The following is a 20,078-nucleotide window of genomic DNA, read 5'->3' on the forward strand; positions in this document are numbered from 1 at the left end:
CTTCATGAGGAGGGTGACATGCCGTTGAAGAAGGGTTCGAGCCGGAAGGTGATCTCGCAGAACATCCGGACGGAGATCAAGGCGGGTCGGCCGCGGAAGCAGGCGATCGCGATTGCGATGCGGAAAGCGGGCAAGGCGCGCAAGAAGTGAGCAACGTTGTCGGGCTGCGAGGCGGTGAAATCCGGGCGCCGGGCGAGCCTGATCCGCTTGTCGTTGAGGGGCTGGAGGAATTGCTTGAAGCGGCGCGGTCAGGCGAGATCAAGGGGATCGCGGTGGCGTCGCTGCACCATGACGGGGCGGTGAGCGGGCGCCGGCACGGATACCAGAATTACACGCTGATCGGGATCATGACGCGCATGATCAACGACATCTCTTCGGCGATAGGCTGATGCCGATCTTCAAATTCCACGAGGGGACGAAGAACGCGGCATTTGTGGCGTCGAACAATGATTTCGACGTCATTGAGGGGCCGCTGGGTAGCGGGAAGACGGTGGCGGCGTGCGCGCGGATCATGCGGCACGCGATGGAGCAGGTGAAGTCGCCGATCGACGGGTTGCGGAAGACGCGATGGGCGGTGGTGCGCAACACGCATCCGGACCTGAAGCGCACCACGATCAGGACGTGGCTGGACTGTTTCCCCGAGAACCTGCACGGCCGGTTCAATTGGGGTCAGGCGCTGGTGCACAAGATCGCGTTTGGCGATGTGCGCTGCGAAGTGGACTTCATGGCGCTGGACCGCGAGGAGGACGTGCGGCGCCTGCGGTCGGGTGAGTACACCGGGATTTACTTCAACGAGCTCCAGTACATCATCAAGACGCTGGTCGACGAGGCGACGTCGCGCTTGCGCTATCCGAAGCAGGAGGATGGCGGGCCGACCTGGCGCGGCGTGATCGCGGACATGAACGCGCCGGATGAGGATCACTGGACGGCGAAGATCACGGGCCGGGTTGAGGTGCCGTCTGGGCTGATGCCGGACGAGCGGAAGGAATACGAGTGGCCGGAGGGCTGGGGCTATTTCCTGCAGCCGCCGGCGCTGCTCGAGCACATGGACGAGCGCGGGCATGTGACGGGGTATTCGGTCAATCCGGCGGCTGAGAACCTCGAGAACCTGCCGGCGGACTACTACCAGAAGCAGATCCGGGGCAAGCGGAAGGACTGGATCGACTCGCGGCTGATGGTGCGGGTGGTGCTGGTGGTCGAGGGCTCGCCGGTGTGGCCGATGTTCCGGCGCGAGACGCATGTCGCGGCTGCCGTGGTCGACCCGGTGGATGGCGCCGAGGTTGTGGTCAGCCTCGATTTCGGCCGCTCGCCGGCGGCGACGTTCATCCAGCCTGTGAACAACCGCATCCTGATCCCGGACGAACTGATCGGCGAGAACGAGGGCGCGGTGACATTTGCGCCCAAGGTCAAGCGGCTGCTCGCCAAGAAATACCCGAACAGCAAATTCCGCCTCTACGGCGACCCGAAGGGCGCGGACAAGACGCAGACGGACGAGCGCTCGGCCTTCGATGTGTTCGAGGCGGTGCTTGGCGTGCGGCCGATGGCGCCGCCTGGCCTGAAGCAGAATTCGATCGCGATGCGGGTGGACACGGTCGCGCATGCGCTGAATGAGATGTACGACGGTTCGCCGCGGGTGCGGATATCGCCGAGCTGCCGGACGCTGATTGTCGGCATGGCGGGCCGGTACTTCAACGAGCGCGATGAGACCGGCGAGCTCAAGCCGTGCAAGAACCGCTTCTCGCATGTCTGCGACGCGCTGCAATACGGCATGATCGGCCTCGGGGAGGGGCGGCGCATGGTCGGCAAGCCGCCGATCGGTGACATCAAGCCGGTGCAGGTCTGGAATCGCCGCAAGACAATGCGCCGGGTGATGGCATGAGGGAGGCCGCCGACATCGCAGCCGAGCCCGCGAGCTGGCATGTGGTGTTTCATCGCAAGGCCGAGAACTGGTTCTTCGCGCTGATTGCGCTCGGCGAGTTCAAGCACGTCTCGGCCTTCGCCTGGGTGCCGGAGCTGTCGATCTGGCTATTCTACGACGTCGGCTTCCGGCGCACGCGGCTGTACGCCATGCCTGACGGGAAGGCCGCGCAGGACCTGATCGGGGCGCTGGCGCGCGGCAATTGCATCGTGACGGCAAACGTGCGCACCGACGGATTGCCGTGGATGCGGGCCGGCCTGCTCTGCACCACCGCGATCAAGCACCTCGTCGGAGCCCGCACGGGTGCGTTGCGGCCATCGGCCCTGTATCGCCATCTCGTCGCGTCAGGTGGAACAGTGCGCGATGCAGGCCGAAGCTCCGAAAATCGAGACCGACCCGAACCTTGCGGCCGAGCAAGCGGCGGCGCAGCGCTCGTTGATCGCTGGCCTGCAGACGCAAACGCAGATTGATACCGCGAACATCATGGCGCGTTACGGCACGCGCCTCGCGCTTGCCAATTCCGGCGGCGCCGCGATGGCGGCCGCTCCCCTGGCGAAGGGGGCCTGATGGCGGAAGAGCAGAATCCTCTTGAGCGTCAGGCTGTACAGCGGCTCGCCGCGGCGCGCGCCTGGAAGTCCTACTGGGAGCTCGACTTCAAGGAAGCCTATTTCTTCGCCGCGCCGCATCGCCAGCGCACCATCTCCTCGATGACCGAACCGGCGCAGCAGCGCTTGCTCGACGCGCCCGAACTCAACACCGACGAAGCGTTCATCCTGTGCGGCGATTTCATCACCGAGATCGTCAACGCCTTCATGCCGGAAGCCAAGCCGTGGTGCGAGCGCGGGCCTGGCATGGATCTTCCGAAGGACGTCTGGAAGCAGGTCGAGAAGGCAGTTCGCGAGGGCGATCAGGCGATCTTCGGCGCGATGAAAGCCTCGAACCTTTATTCAGAGGTTGCGAAGGCATTCAATCCGGACCTTGCGATCGGCACTGTCGGCATGTGGATTGACCGGCCGCATCCGGCCTTTCCGATCGTCAATTCCGCGATCCCGCTGCGCGAGCTCGAGATCAACATCGGGCCCTATGGCGACATCGACGACCGCTTCGCTGTCCGCTACACGCGCAATGCCTATGTGCGCGAGCTCGTCGGCGAGGAAATCTGGGGCAAGATCGACGAGAAGTTCAAGAAGGCGATCGAGGCCAAGCCGACCGTCCGCACGCAAGTCATCTGGGGTTTCTGGCGCAAGTGGCAGGAGCACAGCGACGAGTGCTGGCAACATGTCGTGCTAGTCGGCAGCACGCTCGTTCATGACGTCGAGATCAAGGGCGAGGGTTGCTGCCCGCTGTGGGTCGGGCGCTTCAATCCGTCGCCGGACTGGCCGTGGGGCTTGGGCCCGCTGATCCAGGGCCTGCCGACGCTTCGCCAGATCGACGAGATGGAGATGGCGCTGCAGGATCACTTCGACCTGTCGCTGCGCCCGCCGACCACCTTTCCGAGCGAGAGCTTTACGAACGTCGAGCAGGGGCTCGAACCCGGCTTCGCCTACCCGATCCAGCCCGGGCACGAAGGCGCCGTCAAGAAAATCTACGACGTGCCGCCGGCGCAGGAAGGCGTCTACACCTACCAGGACAAGCTGCAAAAGCTGCGCAAGCTGTTCTATGTCGACATGCCCGAGCAGACCGGCGACACGCCGCCGACGCTCGGCCAGTGGCTTGACGAAATGGCACGCGCGCAGCGTCGCATCGGCACGCCCGGCATGCCGTTCTGGCGTGACCTGTCGAACATCTTCCTGCGCTACAAATACCTCTTGGAGAAGGCCGGCGCGATCAAGCCGATCAAGGTCAATGGCACTGCGGTCGCGCTGATGCCGCGCAACCCGGCGCAGGCCGCGGCGGAGCAGCAGGAGCTCGCGGAAGCCGCGCGCACCGCGCAAATCCTCGGCGCAATGTTCCCCGAAGAGTTCAAGATGAACGTCGACGGCCGCAAGACCATCGAGGAATGGATCAAGAAATCGCGCACATCCGGCCTGCTTCAACTGCGGGGCAAGGAGGATATCGCGAATGCCGTCGACCAGATGGCGAAACTCGTCGGCGGCCGCCACACCGCAGGCGTCGATGAATCCGCTACGCCGGGACCGACTGCATGACGCCCGAACATCCGATCACCGATTCCCAGTTGAAGGCCGCGATCGACCGCCTCGCGCGCACCGAGGACGGCCGCACGCTCTACCTGTTTTTGCAGCGCCGTCTGCTCGCTTTGCCGACGGTCGAGAAATCCAGTGCGTTGCGGCTCGACCTTGGGGAACGCAGGTTCGCCGCCAAGTTGATGGCCCTCATGTCAAAGGGAATTGCGGAAAGTGGCGGGCGAACCAGTAGCGACACCTCAAGCAGCGGCGGCACCCGAGCCGGTGACCAGCCCATTGTCTTCGCCGTCGCCGGCCCCCGCCGCGTCGACGCCGGCCGCGGAGCCCGCCGCCGCATCACCTCAGACACCTTCGTCGCCGGATACGACGACCCCGCCCGCGACGCCGGCGAAGGCTGAGCGGCCGGCCTGGCTGACCAATGACAAGCATTGGGACGCCGACAAGAACGAGATCAAGGGCGAGGACTTCGCCAAGTATCTCTCGGAGATCGAAGGCCGGATCGCGGCCGACGACGTGCGCAAGGGTTCGCTGCCGCAGACCGCCGAGGGCTATCAGATCAAGCTGCCTGCCGACTTCACGCCGCCCGCTGGCAGCAAGTTCGAATTCGATGTCAACGATCCCATTCTGGCGCAGGCGCGCACCTGGGCTCACACGAACGGCCTGACGCAGGACCAGTTTTCGCAGGCGCTCGGCCTCTTCGCTGGTGCCAAGATCGGCGAGACGGCGCAGATCGAGGCGGCCCGCACCCGCGAGATCGAGAAGCTCGGCCCGACCGCAGGCCCGCGCGTCGACGCCGTCGTGCGCTGGATGACCAGCATGGACGGCTCGGCGGACAAGGCCGACGCGAAAGCGCTCGCCGGCATGCTCGTGACCGCGAAGCACGTCGAGGCATTCGAGCGCCTGATCACCCGGTTCAGCAACCAGGGCGGCGCTTCTTTCACGCAATCACACCGCGACGTCGACACCGGCAAGGTGAGCGACGAGGCATGGAACAAGATGAGCTACGGCGAGCGCAAGGCATACGCCGAGAAACACGGCGGAAAGGCCGCCTGACGAGGGGAACTGAGCAATGCCTGTCTCTAACCTGATCACGGTCGCCGAATACGCGAAGTCCTTCGCCAAGGAGGACATCCGCCGGCCAATCATCGAAATGTTCGCGAAGTCGACGGACGTGTTTGAGGCTCTGCCGTTCGAAGGGCTGAATGGCTCGGTGTTCGTCTACTACCGGCAGGCGGTGCTCCCGACGCCGCAGTTCCGCGGTATCAACGAGGCGAGCTCGTCCGGCCACGGCACGATCACGCCGCTGCAGGAATCGACCGCGATCATCGACCACGACATCGACGTCGACCGCGCGATCGTTGATCGTCACGGTCCGGAGCGCCGGAACTACGAAGAGCAGATGGGCATTACCGCCTTCGGCCAGCTCTGGGCGACCACCTTCGTCAAGGGCGACCAGTCGACCAACCCGCGCGTGTTCAACGGTCTTCAGGTCCGCGCCAACAAGTACAGCCGCGACATCAACAACTCGGCCGCAAACGGCGGCGCCGCGCTGTCGCTGGCGAACGTCGACAAGACGATCAATGCCGTGAACAACCCGACCCACATCATCGCGCCCTATCAGTCGCGCCCGCTGTGGATCCAGGCCGCACGCAACACATCGCTGTCAGGCTTCGTGATGCAGAACTGGGACGAGGTCGGCGGCCTCAAGCTGTCCTACGCCAACCTGCCTTTCCTGTGGGGCTACCCGAAGGACGATCACCCTTACATGCTCGACTTCAACGAGGTCGGCGCCGGCGGCGGCTCCGCGGTCACCGCATCGCTCTACGTGGTAAGCGTAGGCGAGGGCAAGCTCCGCGGCTTGCAGATCCGCCCGATCGAGGCACGCGACATCGGGCTTCTCCAGGACGGCAAGACCTACCGCACGCATCTGTCGTGGGACGTCGGTCTCGTCGACGAGCACAAATACTGCATGGCCCGGCTCGATAGCTGGACGAATGCGGCCATCGTGGCCTAAGCGCCGGAAGGGACAACGAACATGGCATTCCCCAGCGATCGCGTCTATTCCTTCGACATCAACCTGTTGCTGTCGGACAATACCGCGGCCTACACCTCGACCGGCTTTTCGCAGGTTGCCGGCGCCAACGCCATCCTTGACATGGGAGGCAACCAGGGCACCACGCCGCTTCAGCAGGCGCGCATCGATGCCGTCGCTGTGATCGACGTCACCGCGATCAAAATCTCGGCTGGCAACGAGAGCTATAAGCTGATGCTGCTCGGGTCGAACGATCCGAACTTCGGCGCCGGCAACGTCGACATGCTGGGCGAACTGATGCTCGGCAAGGGCGCGGCCCGTGATGGTGTCAACATGAAGGACAGCGTCGTCGGACGCTACGAACTGCCCTTCATGACCCAGCAGGGCGGCAACATCTATGAGTATGTCGCGCTCTACATCGTCGAAGCCGGCACCGCGCCGTCGATTAGCCTTTCGGCCTTCGTCGCCGTCCTCGTGGAGCCCTAAGCCATGGACAAGCGGTTTCTCTGGCACAAGATCGATCCTTGCGAGCAGTATCCGGAAGGCAAGGACTGGCATCGCGTTGAGCTTCACGCTACCGACGCCATGCACGCGCTGACCGTCGATCCAGATCACTGGAAGGACGAGAAGCCGGAAGGCGAGGCCGAGAGTTTCGGTCCGGCCGAGGAAGGCATCCGGCCGAATGACGGCAGCGACGATGAGACCAAGAACAACGAAGGGGACGCGGCGTGACCGTTCAGATCCATCCGAAGTACGTCAAGCGGAACGATCACGTTGATCTCTGGGATCTTGGGCCGGTGCGCCCGATGCCTCCGGAAGCTCCGGTCGAGCCCGACAAGTCGAAGCTCAAGGGCGCCGATCTGGCGCTTGCGCAGATCCATTATGAGGACTCGTTCGAGACCTACAAGACCGCTCTGCGTCACTACGGACGTCTGAAGGAAGAGCACGCGACCTGGCACAAGGTCAACGGCGGCCCGCTGAAAGTCGACTTCTGGTCGACCGACGCAGTCTCGGCGCTGACGCTCGACCCGGATCGCTACTGCCTCGAGCTGCCGAAGGGCATGAAGCCCGGCAAGGCACAGATCGAGGCCGATCGCCGCGCCGAGATGACCGAACAGGAATTGCAGGAAGCGCGGGAGAAGGACCCGCAGTTTGGAAAAGGAAACCAGCGATGAAGTCCGTCCGCAATCTCTTTTTCGCCGCGCTAGCGCTCGCTGCGGCGTTCGTCAGCGCCCCCGAGGCTCGGGCGTTCCAGAACGTGCTGTGCGCGCCGAATTCGATGACCAGCGTTGCGAAGCGCATGGTCAATCCGAACACCAACAACGCCTATGTTTTGAACGGGCAGGGTTGCGCGGTCATTGCGCAGGCCGACATCGGGTGGTTCGTTTCGCAAGGCTTCTCTGCCGGCCCTCCGTTCGGCCCGAACATCCTGTATGCGACGGGAACGCTTCCGGCCTCCGGCACGGGCGATATCGTCGTCGGTTCGATCCCGCCCGGCGCTTACTTGCAGCACATCGTCATCAACAACCTGACCGCCAACGCCGTCACCGGTGGGCTATCGTTCGGCACCACCGCAAACGGAACCGACATCGTGGCGGCCGCGACCTGCGCCGCGAACTGCCTCGTCACCGTGGCGGATTCGGCGCTGCTCAAGCGGGTCTTCTCGACCACGGCCGCGACGCCGATCCACATGGCGCCGGTCACCTCGTCGAACAGCGCCAGCCTGAACGTAACGTTGGTTTACGGCTACTTCTGAGTTAGTGCCTGGCGTATCCTCCCTAGACTTAATCCCCCTCCGACCTCGCGGCCGGAGGGGTTTTTCTTGGGTGCGTTGCGGGTAGAGGGGCCTCATCGCACGGTCGGGGATCAACAGGATGCCCGCCGCATGATCCGCCTCGCTCTTGCTCTCCTGCTAGTCATGTTTGCCGCGCCGGCTTTCTCGCAGCAGGTCCCCCCTTACGTCTATCCGCTGACGATCGGCACGAGCTCGACGTCGATCCTGCCGGCCAATCCGTCGCGCAAGAAGCTGATCTTTCACAATCCGAACGACACAGCGAAGGTCGCAGTCTGCCCTATCGGCCCGAGCCGCACTGGCTCGCCGAGCACGAATGTCGTCGCCGCTATCAACGGGGCCGGTTGCATCACGATCCTCCCCTATGACCGGGTCGAGATCAGCAGCGGCCTGCCGACCAGCCCGCAGTCGATGCCTTCCGCCTGGGTTGGGGTCGCTAGCGCCGGCGGCTCCGCGCTGACCATTATGGAATTTGAATGATGTTGCGCCGCCTCGCACTGGCCGCCATTGTCGCACTGTTCCCCGGTGTTGCCTTCGCGCAGTTTGCAATCATCGGCCCGACGCAGCCGACGACAGACAACGGCGATCGACTCGCCACGACGGCGTGGGTGAATAGTTTCTTCGCGACTGGACTGCCGCTCTCGCAAGGAAAGATTTTCATCGGCAATGCGAGCAACCTGGCCGCCCAGCAGACGCCATCCGGAGACTGCACGCTATCTGTGGCCGGCGTTATCACCTGCACGCAGTCCGCAGGCAATTTCACCGTCAATGGAAGTCTAACCGTCAACGGTATACTGGTCGACGGGCAGGGCGAGTTGATGACGAACATCGCGGCCCCCGCTACGCCAGCGGTTGGCACGACACGCATCTACGTCGATTCCACGCAGAAGAACCTGACGGCCAAGAACGATGCTGGCACGATCAGCGTGGCAGTGCAGCCGGTTTCCTGCACTGCTGCACAATGGGCATCGGCCATCGCCTCGAACGGCGCTGTTACTTGTTCGGCTATTCCCGCGAATTCTGTCACGCGCGCTATGGAAGCGCAGGGCGTAGCGCGGTCCGTGGTCGGCGTCACCGGAAACGCTACTGCTAACGTTGCGGACATCCAGGGGACCACCAATCAGGTTTTGCGGGTTGACTCTAGCGGAACGACGTTGGCGTTTGGTGCGGTTAATCTTGCATCGTCCGCAGCCGTCACCGGCAATCTTCCCGTCGCAAATCTGAATAGTGGGACGAGTGCGAGCGCGACGACCTTCTGGCGTGGCGACGCGACATGGAATGCGGCAGTTACCTCGGTAGCTTGTGGAAACGGACTATCAGGCGGAACGATTACCGGAACCGGCACCTGTGCGCTGTCACCGCCGATCTTCATGGGTTACCTGTCTGCAGATCAGACCGGCATCACCGATAGCTCCTTCACGAAAGTCGCTATCAACACGGTCATCAAAGACAGTAGCTCGTGGTTCAACACTTCGACAAATACCTACACGCCGTTGCTGGCCGGGACTTACCTTGTGACCGTGAAGATCCGTTGCGGCGTTGCCACATCCGTGACTGCATGCATCGGTGACATCTACAAGAACGGCGCAGACTATGCGCGCGGCGCGGCGGCTTTGCCTGCATCAGGAAACACGACAGCAGACGCTTCCACTACTGCGATCGTTACCATGAATGGTTCAACAGATGCGATCCAGGCATTTGGATTCGTTTCTGGCACCGGTGGCAGTGACAAGTTCGCCGGAGGCACGGCACCAATGTACACCTACATGGCAATTCAGTACATCGGGCCCTGAGAGGAGCTAGAAATGCCTGCTTTTCAGTGGCCCCTCGGCAAGCTCGAACTGATCAACTCGGCGCTCTCGCAGACCGGAGACAATCTCGTCAACGTCGCGGACGATGGCTCGGATGAGTGGAACACCTGCTCGCCTGCCTACGAACGCGGGCTGGCGTTCGTTTGCGAGGATCATTCGTGGTCCTGGCTGACGGCGGTGCGGACGCTGCAACCCGCCGTGAACGCGCCATCTGATGATCAGTTCGACACGGCCTACAATCTGCCGGCCGATCTCGTGCACCTGATCTGGGTGCGGGTCAACGATCAGCCGACTGTCTGGGATCTGCTCAACGATCAGCTTGTGGTCAACGCGCAAGGTGGTCCGCCGCCGCCGGCAACGCCGGCCACGCCTGCGACCGTGACAGTCAAAGGCATTTTCTCCACCAACTCAGACCCATCTTTTGCCACGCCGACTGCGGTCCTCGCGCTGCAACTGTTCGTCATGTCCGGCATCTATCGCGGCCTCCACGAGGACGGTAGCGAGAGCGACAAGATGTGGCAGGCCGGCATGGCGATGCTCGAGCGCGCAAAGTCGCGCCACGATATGCAGAAGCCGAAGCGGGCGCTGTTTAATGGCCGCGTCACTGCTGCGCGCCGCATCCGCCGTCCATGGCCGCCGGTGCCGGGCGGATGGAGCGGCACCGGGACTCCTGGGTGAGGGGTGAGGAATGATCCCCAAAATCACGGGAGCCCAGCGAGATTTTTCCTCCGGCGAGATCGATGTAGCGCTCAAGCGTTCGGATGACCATCCAGCGCGCAAGACCGGTTTGCGCCAGATGGCGAATTTTCGCATCCTCAATTCGGGTGCCATCCAAGACCGCCCCGGGAAGCGCGCTAGTCTCTATTTGCCGACGGCCGGACGCACCGAACGCATCGTCATGTCCCCGGACAATGTGTTCGACTTCGCGTTTGGCTGGAACGGTAACGGGGAAATCCGCATCTACGATGCCGTAACCGGCTTGCAGAAGGCGGCGTTCGGCAATCAAGGCAATGGCGCATTTCTGCCGTGGACGCTCGCGACCATGGGCCAGATCGTCTATGCGGTCTTGCGCAACCAGATTTTCTTCACATTCCCGGGAATGCGTCCGCAAGTCCTGACGTGGGACGGCACGCCGAGCGGATGGACGATCGCGGATTTCGCTGAGCAGATCGTCGGCGGACAGAGGCGAACCTTCTTCTACCGAATTTCTCCGCAGGGCATCACGATAGCACCGTCTGCGCAGACCGGACAAGTGACGGTCACGGCATCGCAGCCGTTCTTCACTGCGGCCCATCTCGGCACGCGAATTCGCTACATTAACCGGCAGTTGTTGATCAACGTCGTGAACGGGCCATATCCGAGCCTGACTTGCGGCGCGCTGGTCGAGGAGGCACTGCCGGGCCACCAGACGATCACGTCGACAGTTGATCCAACGACCATTTTCAGCGTCGGTGATGTGGTGCGAGGATCTGTAACCGGATCGGTCGGACAGGTCTTTCAGATGCAGGGAGCCCCGACCAACTCGATCACGATACAGCTTCTCAATACGAATTCGACGCCGGTAAGCGCGCTTGGATCGTTTCGCGACCCCGGCAGCGTCGGCGGAACATTGGCGTTCACGTCAGCCGATACAATCATCGGCCCCGGCGGTAGCATTCCAGCGACCAGTCCCGGCACGATAGACATTCCGGCTCCGACCACGATCTGGGACGAAGAGGTCATGAACAACATGCAGGGCTATCCTCGCTCTGTATTTGTTGATCAATACCGCCTTGGCTTCTGTGATTTCCCGACCATCCCGGAGGCGATCGGTTGGTCCGCGATCAATGCTCCGACTGACATGTATGTCGGCTCCGATCCATCGAATGCGATTTTCGAAGTCGTTCCGGACAAGTGCCGCGTCTACTATGTGGTGCCCGGCGCGGAGAGCTCGGAATTCGTCTTCTGCGACAAGAAGCTCTACTACATCAAGATCGATGCGCAGAATCCGTTAAAGCCCGGCAGCGTCGGTTTCCAGACCTTGTCGAGCGATGGCTGCGCCCAGGTGCAGCCACGCGCCGCGCAGGAGATGCTGGTCTACGTGAACGCCGGCCGCAACAGCGTGCGTGCGATCGAGGCGCTCGGTGCCTATTACCGGCCCTTCAATGTGCGCGCCCTGACAGACTTCGCCGCTCACCTTTTCAGCAACATTTCTGCACTTGCGGTCCCGACGGCGGATGGAACGTTCAATGAGCGCTATATCTACGTGCTCAACGGCGACAATTCTCTCGTTGTTGGAAAGTATACCGTGCAGGACGGCCAGATCGCTCCGCTTATTGGCTGGGGACCGTGGCCGGATGCAGGCACAATCTTTTGGGTCGCTGCGACGAACGCAGACGTATTGTTCACGACGAAATACTTCAACGCGACGATCTGTGAGATCCTGGACGACAGCAAATACCTCGACGGAGCGATCTTCGTGAATAGCTTGCCAGCGACCTTCACGGCGCCGTTTGGTCAGGGGCCTCTCTGGTGGATCGCCGGGCAGACCGTGTCGCTGATGGATCAGAGCACGCGCTCAATGGGCACGTACAACATCGATGCGAACGGCTTCATCGTGCCGCAGGGCAATGCCGGCGAGGATCTGACGCGCGCCGATCTGGTGGCGGGCCAGCCATGGACTTCGATCGCCGAGCCATTCTGTCCCGATGCTTCTCCAGGCCAGAGCGTGCATCAACGGATGTTCAAGCGCCGGGTGTCGCGCTTCGCCGCTTACGTGATCCAGTCGACTGGCTTCATGATGGCGCGGCTGTTTGCAGGTCCGGTGACCCCGACCTCGGCGGCGCTCGGCACGGTGATGAACGAACGGCGCTTCCCGCCTTATAACCAGGACGACGATCCGACCAAGCCGCCGCCATTGCGCGAGACAGTCGAGCGCACGCGCCCGATCGGCCGCGCTTTCGATCCGCGGGTGGCTGTGATCAAGGACACGCCGGGGCCGATGCAGATTGCCGAATTGGGTGTCGAATGTTCGATCTGATGGGGGCGGACCATGGGTAGCGCGGGAATGGCTGCGGGCGGGACGTCGCTGGCATCGGTCGGATTGTCGGCCTATGCCGATCTGCTGAAGGGCCAGAGCACGGCGACGGCCGACGAATACCAGGCGGCCCGGCTCGACAATGCGGCAGTCTACGGCGAACTGAAGGCCAAGCAGACCTCCGGCCAGATGTCGCGGAGCCTGAACACCACCCTCGGCAACATCGAGGCCGTGCGGGCGGCCGCGAAAGCCGATCCGCTATCACCGACCGGACAGGCGGTGCTCCAGAACCAGGAGGACATCGGCGACGAGCAGCGCGGCATTGTGGTCAACAGCATCCTTCAGCAGGCGCGCCAGGACCGTTCTGACGCGGCCTATTACCGTGATGCCGCCGGCAACGCGCTGACCATGGGCTACGTTTCGGCCGGCGCCGACGTCCTCAAGGGCGTCACGCCGCTGTTTAAGGGGCTGTAGACATGGTCGATCTTCCGCTCGCTTCCCAGCGCATCGTCACCTCCGAAGCCCCGCGACCCAACGTCTCGGCCGGCGAGATCATCCGGCAGGGCGATGCCATGGCCGGCGCGCTGACTAAGGTCGCCGACGCCACCATGGGCGTCGCCGAGCAGTTCGCGCGCGACCAGGCCGGCGAGGACCTGCAGAACCAGAAGGTGGTGCGCAACGCCGATGGCTCGGTGTCAACTGTCAATCCGGCGAGCGCGGTCATCTTCGGCCGGGCGGGTGAGCTCTACAACAAGACGGTGCAGGCCGGCACGCTGGCGCAGCATGAGAACGTGCTGACCAATGAGATGGCCGATCTGCACCGCAAGCATGTAGCGGACCCGGCAGGCTTCAAGGCGGCTAGCGATAGCTTCCTGGAGAACTACGATCACGGTCTCGGGGGCGAGGCCGGCGCCGCGCTGATGCAGCGCGGGCGCGAGTTGCAGACTCAGAACTTCAACGCGATTGCGAACCAGACCGCCAACCTCGACATCGCGAACCAGCAGAAGTCGATCAACGCCAGCATCACCGACCAGAAGAACACGCTGCAGGGACTGGCGCGGCAGCCGGGCGGCACCGACACGCCGGAATTCCGGGGCGCGCTGGAGCGGCTGCAAGCGTCATATCAGGCCCTCGGCACGAACCCGCTATTCAAGATGCCGCAGGACCAGATCGATCTGGAACTGAAGAACTTTCGGTCCTTGCTGCAGGGCGAGGCGCTCGTTGCCCATGTCGACGACACCTTCACCAAGAAGGGCAAGGGCGAAGCGCAGGCGGTGCTCAACCGCGAGATACTGCAGAACCCGAACCTGTCCGAGGCCGACCGGACCCGGCTGTTCAGCCACGGCATGGCCCGGCTGCAGTACCTGACCGCGGACGCCAAGGAGAAGATCGACGCCGGGCGCAAGGCGGTCTCCGAGCTCGAGACGAACATCGCCAACGGCACCATCAAGCCGACGGACCCGATCATCGGCATGGAGATCAAGCAGGCGCAGGACCGCGGCGACGCCGAGTCCGCGAATAGGATCCTCGCGGCCGCGCAGGTCCGGCAGTCCATGTCGGGCATTTCGACCCTGCCGCAGGCGGTGCAGGCGCAGGTGCTCGGCATCGCCAAGACCGGCGTTGTCAACCCGGCCATCCCGCCGGAGGGGCGCGCGCTGCTTGATCGGATCGCCGCAACGGAAAGCGCCGGCCGCTACAATGTCCGGTACGGCGGCGCGGCCGACAAGACGTTCGAGGGATTCGCCGACCATCCCCGTATCGCCGAGCCGATCACCTCGGGGCCAGATGTCGGCAAGACGTCGTCTGCGGCCGGTCGCTACCAGTTCATCGCGCCGACATGGGACGCGCAGGCGAAGAAGCTCGGGCTCAAGGACTTCTCGCCGGCGAACCAGGACGCGGCGGCGTGGGACCTCGCCCAGACCGAATACAAGGCGCGCACCGGCAAAGACCTGCTGGCCGTCCTGAAGTCTGGTGACCAGGCGGCGATCTCCGACGTGCCGCGCCAGCTTTCCGGCCAGTGGTCATCGCTCCCGGGCGGCCGTCAGCCGGCCGGCGAGCGAGTGCTGGCGCCGGCGGCGAACGGCGGCCCCGGCTTCACTGCGGCGGACCTGCAGCGCAACCCATTCCTCGGCTCGGCCTATGTGCGGACGCTGGCGGCCGACGAAAGCCTTCGGGTGCAGGCGGCGACGCAGGCCGCGGCGGGGATCGAGCAGGCCATCAACAACGGCCTGCTGCCGCGCGTCGAGGACGTGGCGATGGTTCGGCAGACCGCGGCCCAGTACCCGGAAAAGTTCGGGCCCGTCGCCGAGAAGATGGATGGCAAGATCCTCGGCGGCGCGCTGTCGCAGATGGAGAGGCCGGAGCGCGAACGCGTACTGGCGGCCTACCGCGACGCCACGAATGGGCAGGACCAGCACCACATGAACGTAGCCGCGGCTGCGCTGTCGCAGTACCAGCAGTCCGAGAAGAACCTTCAGGATAAGCCCTATCAGGAGGCCGCTACGCGGGGCTGGATCAAGCCGGTGTCGCCGATCGTGCCCGACCAGCCGCAGACCATCCCCGGGGCGCTCCAGGAGCGGCTGGCGGCCTCTGAGCGCATCGCCTCGATGGACCACACCCCGGCGCCGCCGGTGATCGCTAAGGATGAGATGCCGGCCTTTCAGGCGGCCATGGACGGCCCCTCCGGCGCCGGTGTGCTGTCGGCCGTGGCGACGACCCTCCGCCCCGACGATCTGAACCGGCTGCTCGACCAGAAAGGATTCGTCGACTCTGTCACCGGCATGATGTCGAGCAAGGACCCGGTGAAGATGTCCACGGCCATGTCGGTTGTGGATAAGCTGTGGCGGGATAATGCGGCCGAGGCTGAGGCGAAGCTTGGCAAGCCAGCGATCACCAAGTTGCAGGCGTGGCAGGGCCTGCGCGGCTCGTTCAACGCGGCCGAACTCGCCGAGCGGCTGAACGCTAGCGACGACCCTTCGACACTCAAGGCGCGCGAGGCGGCCCGGGATGCGGCCGAGAAGGAGACTGCGAACCTCGCGCCCTCCGACATGGCCTACAAACTGGGCTCCGGCCTGCCGCTGATCGGCCGGATCACCGGTGCGACGCCGTCGGCGCCGTTCGACAGCATCAAGGGCGGCGAGCTCGTGGCCGACTTCCGGAGCACCTATTCGGCGTTGCGCGCCTATGGCGTCGATGCAGACAAGGCATCCGACCTCGCCGTGCAGCGGTTGTCGTCGACCTGGGGCGTGTCGCAGGCCGGCGCCAATCAGGTCATGAAGAACCCGCCGGAGCGCTCCTATCCGGCTATCGGAGGCTCGCACGACTGGCTCGGCGAAGATCTGCGCGCGTGGGTGGCGGGGAAGGCTGGTCCGGAGTTCTCCGAGGCCGGGCGCTCGCTCGAGATGGGCAGCTTTGCTGGGTCCGACCGCCGCTGGTCGATCGAGGGCCTGATCTCCGACGGCCAGACCGCGGCCGAGATTGGGCAGGGGCGCCCTGCGTCCTATCAGGTGGCGATCCGGCGCGCCGACGGCACGACCGAAATTCTGGCCGCGCGTGTGGCCTTCGACCCCTCGAACCACGTCGCGAAGTACGGCTCGACGCTGGAGAAGCAGCGCCAGGCCGTCGACTATCTGCGCACCGGCCAGTTTGAAAACGCGATGCCCATGCCATGACCGCTCTCGACGTCGCCAACGATGCCAGTTTCGGCCTGCGGACCGAGCAGGGCGTCGCACCGCAGAACCCGCCGTCTCCCGAGGATGGCGGGGAAGCGCTTTTCCGTGCTGCGTTCCGGCAGACGAACAGCTTCGTCTCGGCCATGCAGTACATGCGCAACTCCGGCTCCTACCAGCCGGTGCCAGGCTACAATCCGCTGGATGAGATCAAGGGCTGGGGCGATCCGCGCTACTTCCTGGAGCACGGGCATTCCTTCGTCGGCTCGCAGTCACAGGCCGAGACGCAGGCCATCAAGAGCCAGATCGATACCGAGGAGGGCGACCGCCGGCTGCTCTCTTCCAACGGCAAGATCGGCTTCATCGCCTCGACCATGGCCGGCATGCTGGACCCCACCATGCTGCTGCCGGGCGGTGTCGGGATCGACGCGGCGCGCGGCGGACTGACCTTCACCAAGGCCGTGACCGACATGGGAAAGGCCGGATTGATGGCGACGGCCTCGCAGGAGGCGATCATGCAGGCCACGCAGCAGACCCGGCCGCTGTCCGAGTCCGCACTCAACGTCGCCAGCGGCACGCTTCTGACAGCACTCTTGGGCGGTGGCGCGGCGTCCCTGCTGGCTCCCGAGGAGCGCGCGGTGCTGGAGCGGGCGCTGTCGGTCGACCGGGCCGAGATGAACGCGCACGCAGGCAATCCGCCGGTGGAGATGCCGGTGGGGCAAATGGGTGGGGATTCTGCCCCAGAAACTGGCACGGGCTTTGCCGTTGCCGCCGGCGCCGCCGCCTCCGACACCCGCAAGCTGGAGTTGGTCGACTTCGGCTTGAACCAGATCCCCGGCGTTCGGCGGGTAGTCGAGAAGACCTCGCCCATGCAGCGGGTGTTCGGGTCCGATAGCGTGTCGGCCCGGCGCGCAGGCGCCGACCTCGCCGAGACGTCGCTGCTGTTCAAGGAGAACGTCGAGGAGGGCAAATCGACGGTCTTCGGCGGCGGCCCGGCGCTCGACCGTGAGGCGGGACTGAAGATCAAACAGGGTCAGGTCGCCGTCGGAGACGAACTAGATCGGCTTTTCACCGAGTATCGCTATGGCGATCAGCTGCCATCCGCTATCACGCGCACCTTCCGCAAGGGCATCGAAAACCTGACCGGCGCACCGGAGGGCAAGCTGTCCTTCGACCAGTTCAAGGAGGCCGTTTCCGACGCCATGCGGAACGGTGACCAGCACGACATCCCGCAGGTGACCGCGGCCGCGCAGCAAATCCGGAAGGTGTTCGATACCTGGAAGGAGCGGGCGATCAAGATCGGCCTCCTGCCCGAGGATGTGGATGTGAAGACCGCCGACAGCTACGTCCAGCGGCTCTACAACAAGCAGGCGATCGCGGCGCAGCGGCCGGAATTCGTCAACCGGGTGACCGACTGGCTGGCCGGGCAGCAGCAAGCCAAGGCCGACGCGCAGGGCAAGATCGGCGCGTATCACGGCGCGATGCAGGTCGCCGTTGACCAGATCGAGAAGCTGCAAGGCCGGATCGCCAAGCTGGAGACCGACGCCGACGTGATTGCGGCGCGCCAGGAGGAAACCACCCGGATCAACAAGGCGGCCAACCAGCGCTCGCGTAAGCTGCGGGAAGGGGCTGACCAGGAGAACCTGCCGCTCCAGAACGCCCGCGGCGGTGCAGTCTTCGAGACGCTCGCCCGCAACCGGGGCAACCTGCTGGCCGACCGCGCTTCGGCGAAGCTGGCCGAGATCGAGGGGCTCGAGCAGAAGCTGGCGTCCGAGGTCGCTAACCGGGACGCCATGCGGGCCAAGATCGAGGAGGAGATCGGCCGCTGGGAGGGCAAGTCGACCGCAGAGGCCAAGGCGGCGCTCAAGGCTCGCGCGGAGGCCGAGAAGGCCCGCCAGGCCAAGATCGAGGCAGGCGAGTCCAAGAGCACCGGCGAGCGCCTGTCGAGCGCCGACAAGGCCGTGGACCGGGCTGTGAAGCGCATCCTGGAGAGCGACCGCGACATGCCGCGGGACGAGCTCCGCGCGCGCGCCCAGGAGATCACCGATCGCATCCTCGGCTCGCCTGATGGCCGGCTGCCCTACGATCTCGGCATGGAGCACGGGACCGGCGGGTTTAGCGGCGGCGAACCGCCCCGCGGCGCGCTGGCGGCCCGGGAGTTCAACATCCCCGACGCCACGATCCGGGACTTCCTGGAGAACGACATCGAACACATCGTCGCCGCGCACCTCCGGACCATGGTGCCGGACGTACTGCTGACCGAGAAGTTCGGCGACGTCCGGATGACCGAGGCGTTCCGGAAGATCAACGACGAATACGCGGCGCTGGTCGATGGGGCAAAGTCCGAGAAGGAGCGGACCCGGATCGAGAAGGAACGGCAGGGCGTGATCGACGACCTCTCGGCGATCCGCGACCGCATCCGTGGGGTCTACGGCATCTCGCCGGACCTGCCAATGCGCAACGTCGCGCGCGCGGCGAACGTCCTGAAGCAGTACAATGTGCTGACCTCGATGGGCTCGGCCGCGCTCTCGTCGCTGCCCGACATGGCCGGGACGGTGCTGCGGCACGGCCTGACGACCACCTTCCGCGACGCATGGGGCCCGTTCTTCAACATGATGACCAGGCAGTCAGACGTGTGGAAGGAGGCCGGCCGGCAGTATCGGGCCATGGGGATCGCGGTGGAATCGGTGCTCGCATCCCGGCACCATGCCATCACCGACGTTCTGGACACCTACCATCCGCAGTCCCGCGTCGAGCGCACCATGCAGTGGGCGACCGGCAAATTCCAGTTCGCCAACATGCTGGCGCCGTGGACGGACTTCGCCAAGATCAACGCCTCGCTGGTCGCCGGCTCCGAGATCCTGCGCGCGGTCAAGGCGTCGGCCGAGGGCACCGCCAGCGCGCGTCAGATCCGCAATCTCGGCGAATCCGGCATCGAGCCGCACATGGCCGCGCGGATCGCCAAGGCATTCGAGGACGGCGGCGAAATCCGCGACGGCGTGCACCTGCCGAACACCGCCGACTGGACCGACAAGGAAGCCCGGCGCGTCTTTGAGGGCGCGGTCGCACGCGATGCTGACATTTCCGTGGTAACGCCGGGTCAGGAGAAGCCGCTGTGGATGTCTCACCCGATCCTGTCGGTGATCGGCCAGTTCAAGAGCTTCACTGCGGCCGCCACGGAGCGCGTGCTGATCTCGAACCTTCAGCGCCGTGACGCCCAGGTGCTGCAAGGCATGATCTTCTCCATGGGCCTCGGAATGCTCTCCTACAAGCTATCGAGCCTGACCGGGGGCCAGCCGACCAGCGACAAGCCGCAGGACTGGATCAAGGAGGCGATCAGCAAGGGCAACCTTCTCGGATGGTTCGAGGAAGGGAATGCACTGGCGTCCAAGGCGACGCGCGGCGGTGTCGACATCTACCGCCTGATCGGCGCCGACAAGCCCACGTCGCGCTATGTCTCGCGATCGGCGCTTGACCAGCTTCTCGGCCCCACCGCCGGCAAGATCGGCGGCATTCTATCGGCAACCTCGGCAGTATCAAAGCCGTCGGAGTGGAACGAGGGCGACACCAAGGCGATCCGCCGTCTGATTGCGGGGCAGAACTTGTTCTGGCTAAGAGGCGCGCTCAATCAGGTCGAGGCTGGCGCGAACAACGCCTTCGGAATCCCGATGAAGATCAAGCCGGAGGGGCATTGACC

At 64.4% G+C, this 20,078-nt stretch carries 18 protein-coding genes; all 18 read left to right on the top strand.

Annotated features, from left to right (window positions below):
• Positions 1-18: 18 nt before the first annotated feature.
• The 18 genes from MTX21_RS01665 (at position 19) to MTX21_RS01750 (ending at position 20,076) form a co-directional block, all read left to right on the top strand.
• Positions 19-150 carry a hypothetical protein gene (locus tag MTX21_RS01665; RefSeq protein WP_280970215.1) on the top strand — a complete coding sequence of 44 codons (132 nt, stop codon included), beginning with the start codon at positions 19-21 and terminating at the stop codon, positions 148-150.
• Positions 147-389, top strand: coding sequence for a hypothetical protein (locus MTX21_RS01670; RefSeq protein ID WP_280970216.1), 243 nt, complete (start codon positions 147-149; stop codon positions 387-389). Before MTX21_RS01665 ends, MTX21_RS01670 begins: the two co-directional genes overlap by 4 nt.
• Positions 389-1,879 carry a hypothetical protein gene (locus tag MTX21_RS01675; RefSeq protein WP_280970217.1) on the top strand — a complete coding sequence of 497 codons (1,491 nt, stop codon included), beginning with the start codon at positions 389-391 and terminating at the stop codon, positions 1,877-1,879. Before MTX21_RS01670 ends, MTX21_RS01675 begins: the two co-directional genes overlap by 1 nt.
• Complete coding sequence (locus tag MTX21_RS01680; RefSeq protein WP_280970218.1) at positions 1,876-2,388, top strand: hypothetical protein; 513 nt, start codon at positions 1,876-1,878, stop codon at positions 2,386-2,388. The genes MTX21_RS01675 and MTX21_RS01680 overlap by 4 nt, the downstream gene beginning before the upstream one ends.
• A gap of 96 nt (positions 2,389-2,484) precedes the next feature.
• Positions 2,485-4,065 (top strand): portal protein, encoded by a 1,581-nt coding sequence (locus MTX21_RS01685; RefSeq protein WP_280970219.1) that lies wholly within the window; start codon positions 2,485-2,487, stop codon positions 4,063-4,065.
• A 273-nt stretch (positions 4,066-4,338) separates the two neighbouring features.
• The gene (locus MTX21_RS01690) at positions 4,339-5,115 is read left to right on the top strand and encodes a hypothetical protein (protein WP_280970220.1); all 777 of its coding nucleotides are present in this window, start codon (positions 4,339-4,341) and stop codon (positions 5,113-5,115) included.
• Positions 5,116-5,131: 16 nt separating this feature from the next.
• Positions 5,132-6,076, top strand: coding sequence for a major capsid protein (locus MTX21_RS01695; protein WP_280970221.1), 945 nt, complete (start codon positions 5,132-5,134; stop codon positions 6,074-6,076).
• 21 nt (positions 6,077-6,097) lie between these two features.
• Positions 6,098-6,580 carry a hypothetical protein gene (locus MTX21_RS01700; RefSeq protein ID WP_280970222.1) on the top strand — a complete coding sequence of 161 codons (483 nt, stop codon included), beginning with the start codon at positions 6,098-6,100 and terminating at the stop codon, positions 6,578-6,580.
• Positions 6,581-6,583: 3 nt separating this feature from the next.
• Positions 6,584-6,826: a hypothetical protein gene (locus MTX21_RS01705; protein ID WP_280970223.1), complete on the top strand. Its 243-nt coding sequence runs from the start codon at positions 6,584-6,586 to the stop codon at positions 6,824-6,826.
• A complete protein-coding gene (locus MTX21_RS01710; RefSeq protein ID WP_280970224.1) occupies positions 6,823-7,269 on the top strand; it encodes a hypothetical protein in 447 nt (148 codons plus the stop codon). The genes MTX21_RS01705 and MTX21_RS01710 overlap by 4 nt, the downstream gene beginning before the upstream one ends.
• Entirely contained in the window at positions 7,266-7,850 is a 585-nt protein-coding gene (locus MTX21_RS01715) for a hypothetical protein (RefSeq protein WP_280970225.1), read from the top strand. Before MTX21_RS01710 ends, MTX21_RS01715 begins: the two co-directional genes overlap by 4 nt.
• A 129-nt stretch (positions 7,851-7,979) precedes the next feature.
• A complete protein-coding gene (locus tag MTX21_RS01720; RefSeq protein ID WP_280970226.1) occupies positions 7,980-8,366 on the top strand; it encodes a hypothetical protein in 387 nt (128 codons plus the stop codon).
• Positions 8,363-9,679: a hypothetical protein gene (locus tag MTX21_RS01725; RefSeq protein ID WP_280970227.1), complete on the top strand. Its 1,317-nt coding sequence runs from the start codon at positions 8,363-8,365 to the stop codon at positions 9,677-9,679. Before MTX21_RS01720 ends, MTX21_RS01725 begins: the two co-directional genes overlap by 4 nt.
• Positions 9,680-9,691: 12 nt before the next feature.
• Positions 9,692-10,375, top strand: coding sequence for a hypothetical protein (locus MTX21_RS01730; RefSeq protein ID WP_280970228.1), 684 nt, complete (start codon positions 9,692-9,694; stop codon positions 10,373-10,375).
• A gap of 10 nt (positions 10,376-10,385) precedes the next feature.
• The gene (locus MTX21_RS01735; RefSeq protein ID WP_280970229.1) at positions 10,386-12,716 is read left to right on the top strand and encodes a hypothetical protein; all 2,331 of its coding nucleotides are present in this window, start codon (positions 10,386-10,388) and stop codon (positions 12,714-12,716) included.
• Positions 12,717-12,728: 12 nt separating this feature from the next.
• Positions 12,729-13,187 carry a hypothetical protein gene (locus MTX21_RS01740; RefSeq protein ID WP_280970230.1) on the top strand — a complete coding sequence of 153 codons (459 nt, stop codon included), beginning with the start codon at positions 12,729-12,731 and terminating at the stop codon, positions 13,185-13,187.
• A 98-nt stretch (positions 13,188-13,285) separates the two neighbouring features.
• On the top strand, positions 13,286-16,384 hold the full coding sequence (locus MTX21_RS01745) for a hypothetical protein (RefSeq protein WP_280970231.1): 3,099 nt from the start codon (positions 13,286-13,288) through the stop codon (positions 16,382-16,384).
• The gene (locus MTX21_RS01750; RefSeq protein WP_280970232.1) at positions 16,381-20,076 is read left to right on the top strand and encodes a hypothetical protein; all 3,696 of its coding nucleotides are present in this window, start codon (positions 16,381-16,383) and stop codon (positions 20,074-20,076) included. Before MTX21_RS01745 ends, MTX21_RS01750 begins: the two co-directional genes overlap by 4 nt.
• The last annotated feature ends 2 nt before the right edge of the window (positions 20,077-20,078 follow it).

The organism is Bradyrhizobium sp. ISRA430, from assembly GCF_029909975.1.
Classification (GTDB): domain Bacteria; phylum Pseudomonadota; class Alphaproteobacteria; order Rhizobiales; family Xanthobacteraceae; genus Bradyrhizobium.

Coding starts and splice junctions, on each gene's coding strand:
- MTX21_RS01665 (WP_280970215.1), top strand. CDS start 19: ATGCCGTTGAAGAAGGGTTCGAGCCGGAAGGTGATCTCGCAGAACATC.
- MTX21_RS01675 (WP_280970217.1), top strand. CDS start 389: ATGCCGATCTTCAAATTCCACGAGGGGACGAAGAACGCGGCATTTGTG.
- MTX21_RS01680 (WP_280970218.1), top strand. CDS start 1,876: ATGAGGGAGGCCGCCGACATCGCAGCCGAGCCCGCGAGCTGGCATGTG.
- MTX21_RS01685 (WP_280970219.1), top strand. CDS start 2,485: ATGGCGGAAGAGCAGAATCCTCTTGAGCGTCAGGCTGTACAGCGGCTC.
- MTX21_RS01695 (WP_280970221.1), top strand. CDS start 5,132: ATGCCTGTCTCTAACCTGATCACGGTCGCCGAATACGCGAAGTCCTTC.
- MTX21_RS01700 (WP_280970222.1), top strand. CDS start 6,098: ATGGCATTCCCCAGCGATCGCGTCTATTCCTTCGACATCAACCTGTTG.
- MTX21_RS01705 (WP_280970223.1), top strand. CDS start 6,584: ATGGACAAGCGGTTTCTCTGGCACAAGATCGATCCTTGCGAGCAGTAT.
- MTX21_RS01715 (WP_280970225.1), top strand. CDS start 7,266: ATGAAGTCCGTCCGCAATCTCTTTTTCGCCGCGCTAGCGCTCGCTGCG.
- MTX21_RS01720 (WP_280970226.1), top strand. CDS start 7,980: ATGATCCGCCTCGCTCTTGCTCTCCTGCTAGTCATGTTTGCCGCGCCG.
- MTX21_RS01725 (WP_280970227.1), top strand. CDS start 8,363: ATGATGTTGCGCCGCCTCGCACTGGCCGCCATTGTCGCACTGTTCCCC.
- MTX21_RS01730 (WP_280970228.1), top strand. CDS start 9,692: ATGCCTGCTTTTCAGTGGCCCCTCGGCAAGCTCGAACTGATCAACTCG.
- MTX21_RS01735 (WP_280970229.1), top strand. CDS start 10,386: ATGATCCCCAAAATCACGGGAGCCCAGCGAGATTTTTCCTCCGGCGAG.
- MTX21_RS01740 (WP_280970230.1), top strand. CDS start 12,729: ATGGGTAGCGCGGGAATGGCTGCGGGCGGGACGTCGCTGGCATCGGTC.
- MTX21_RS01745 (WP_280970231.1), top strand. CDS start 13,286: ATGGCCGGCGCGCTGACTAAGGTCGCCGACGCCACCATGGGCGTCGCC.
- MTX21_RS01750 (WP_280970232.1), top strand. CDS start 16,381: ATGACCGCTCTCGACGTCGCCAACGATGCCAGTTTCGGCCTGCGGACC.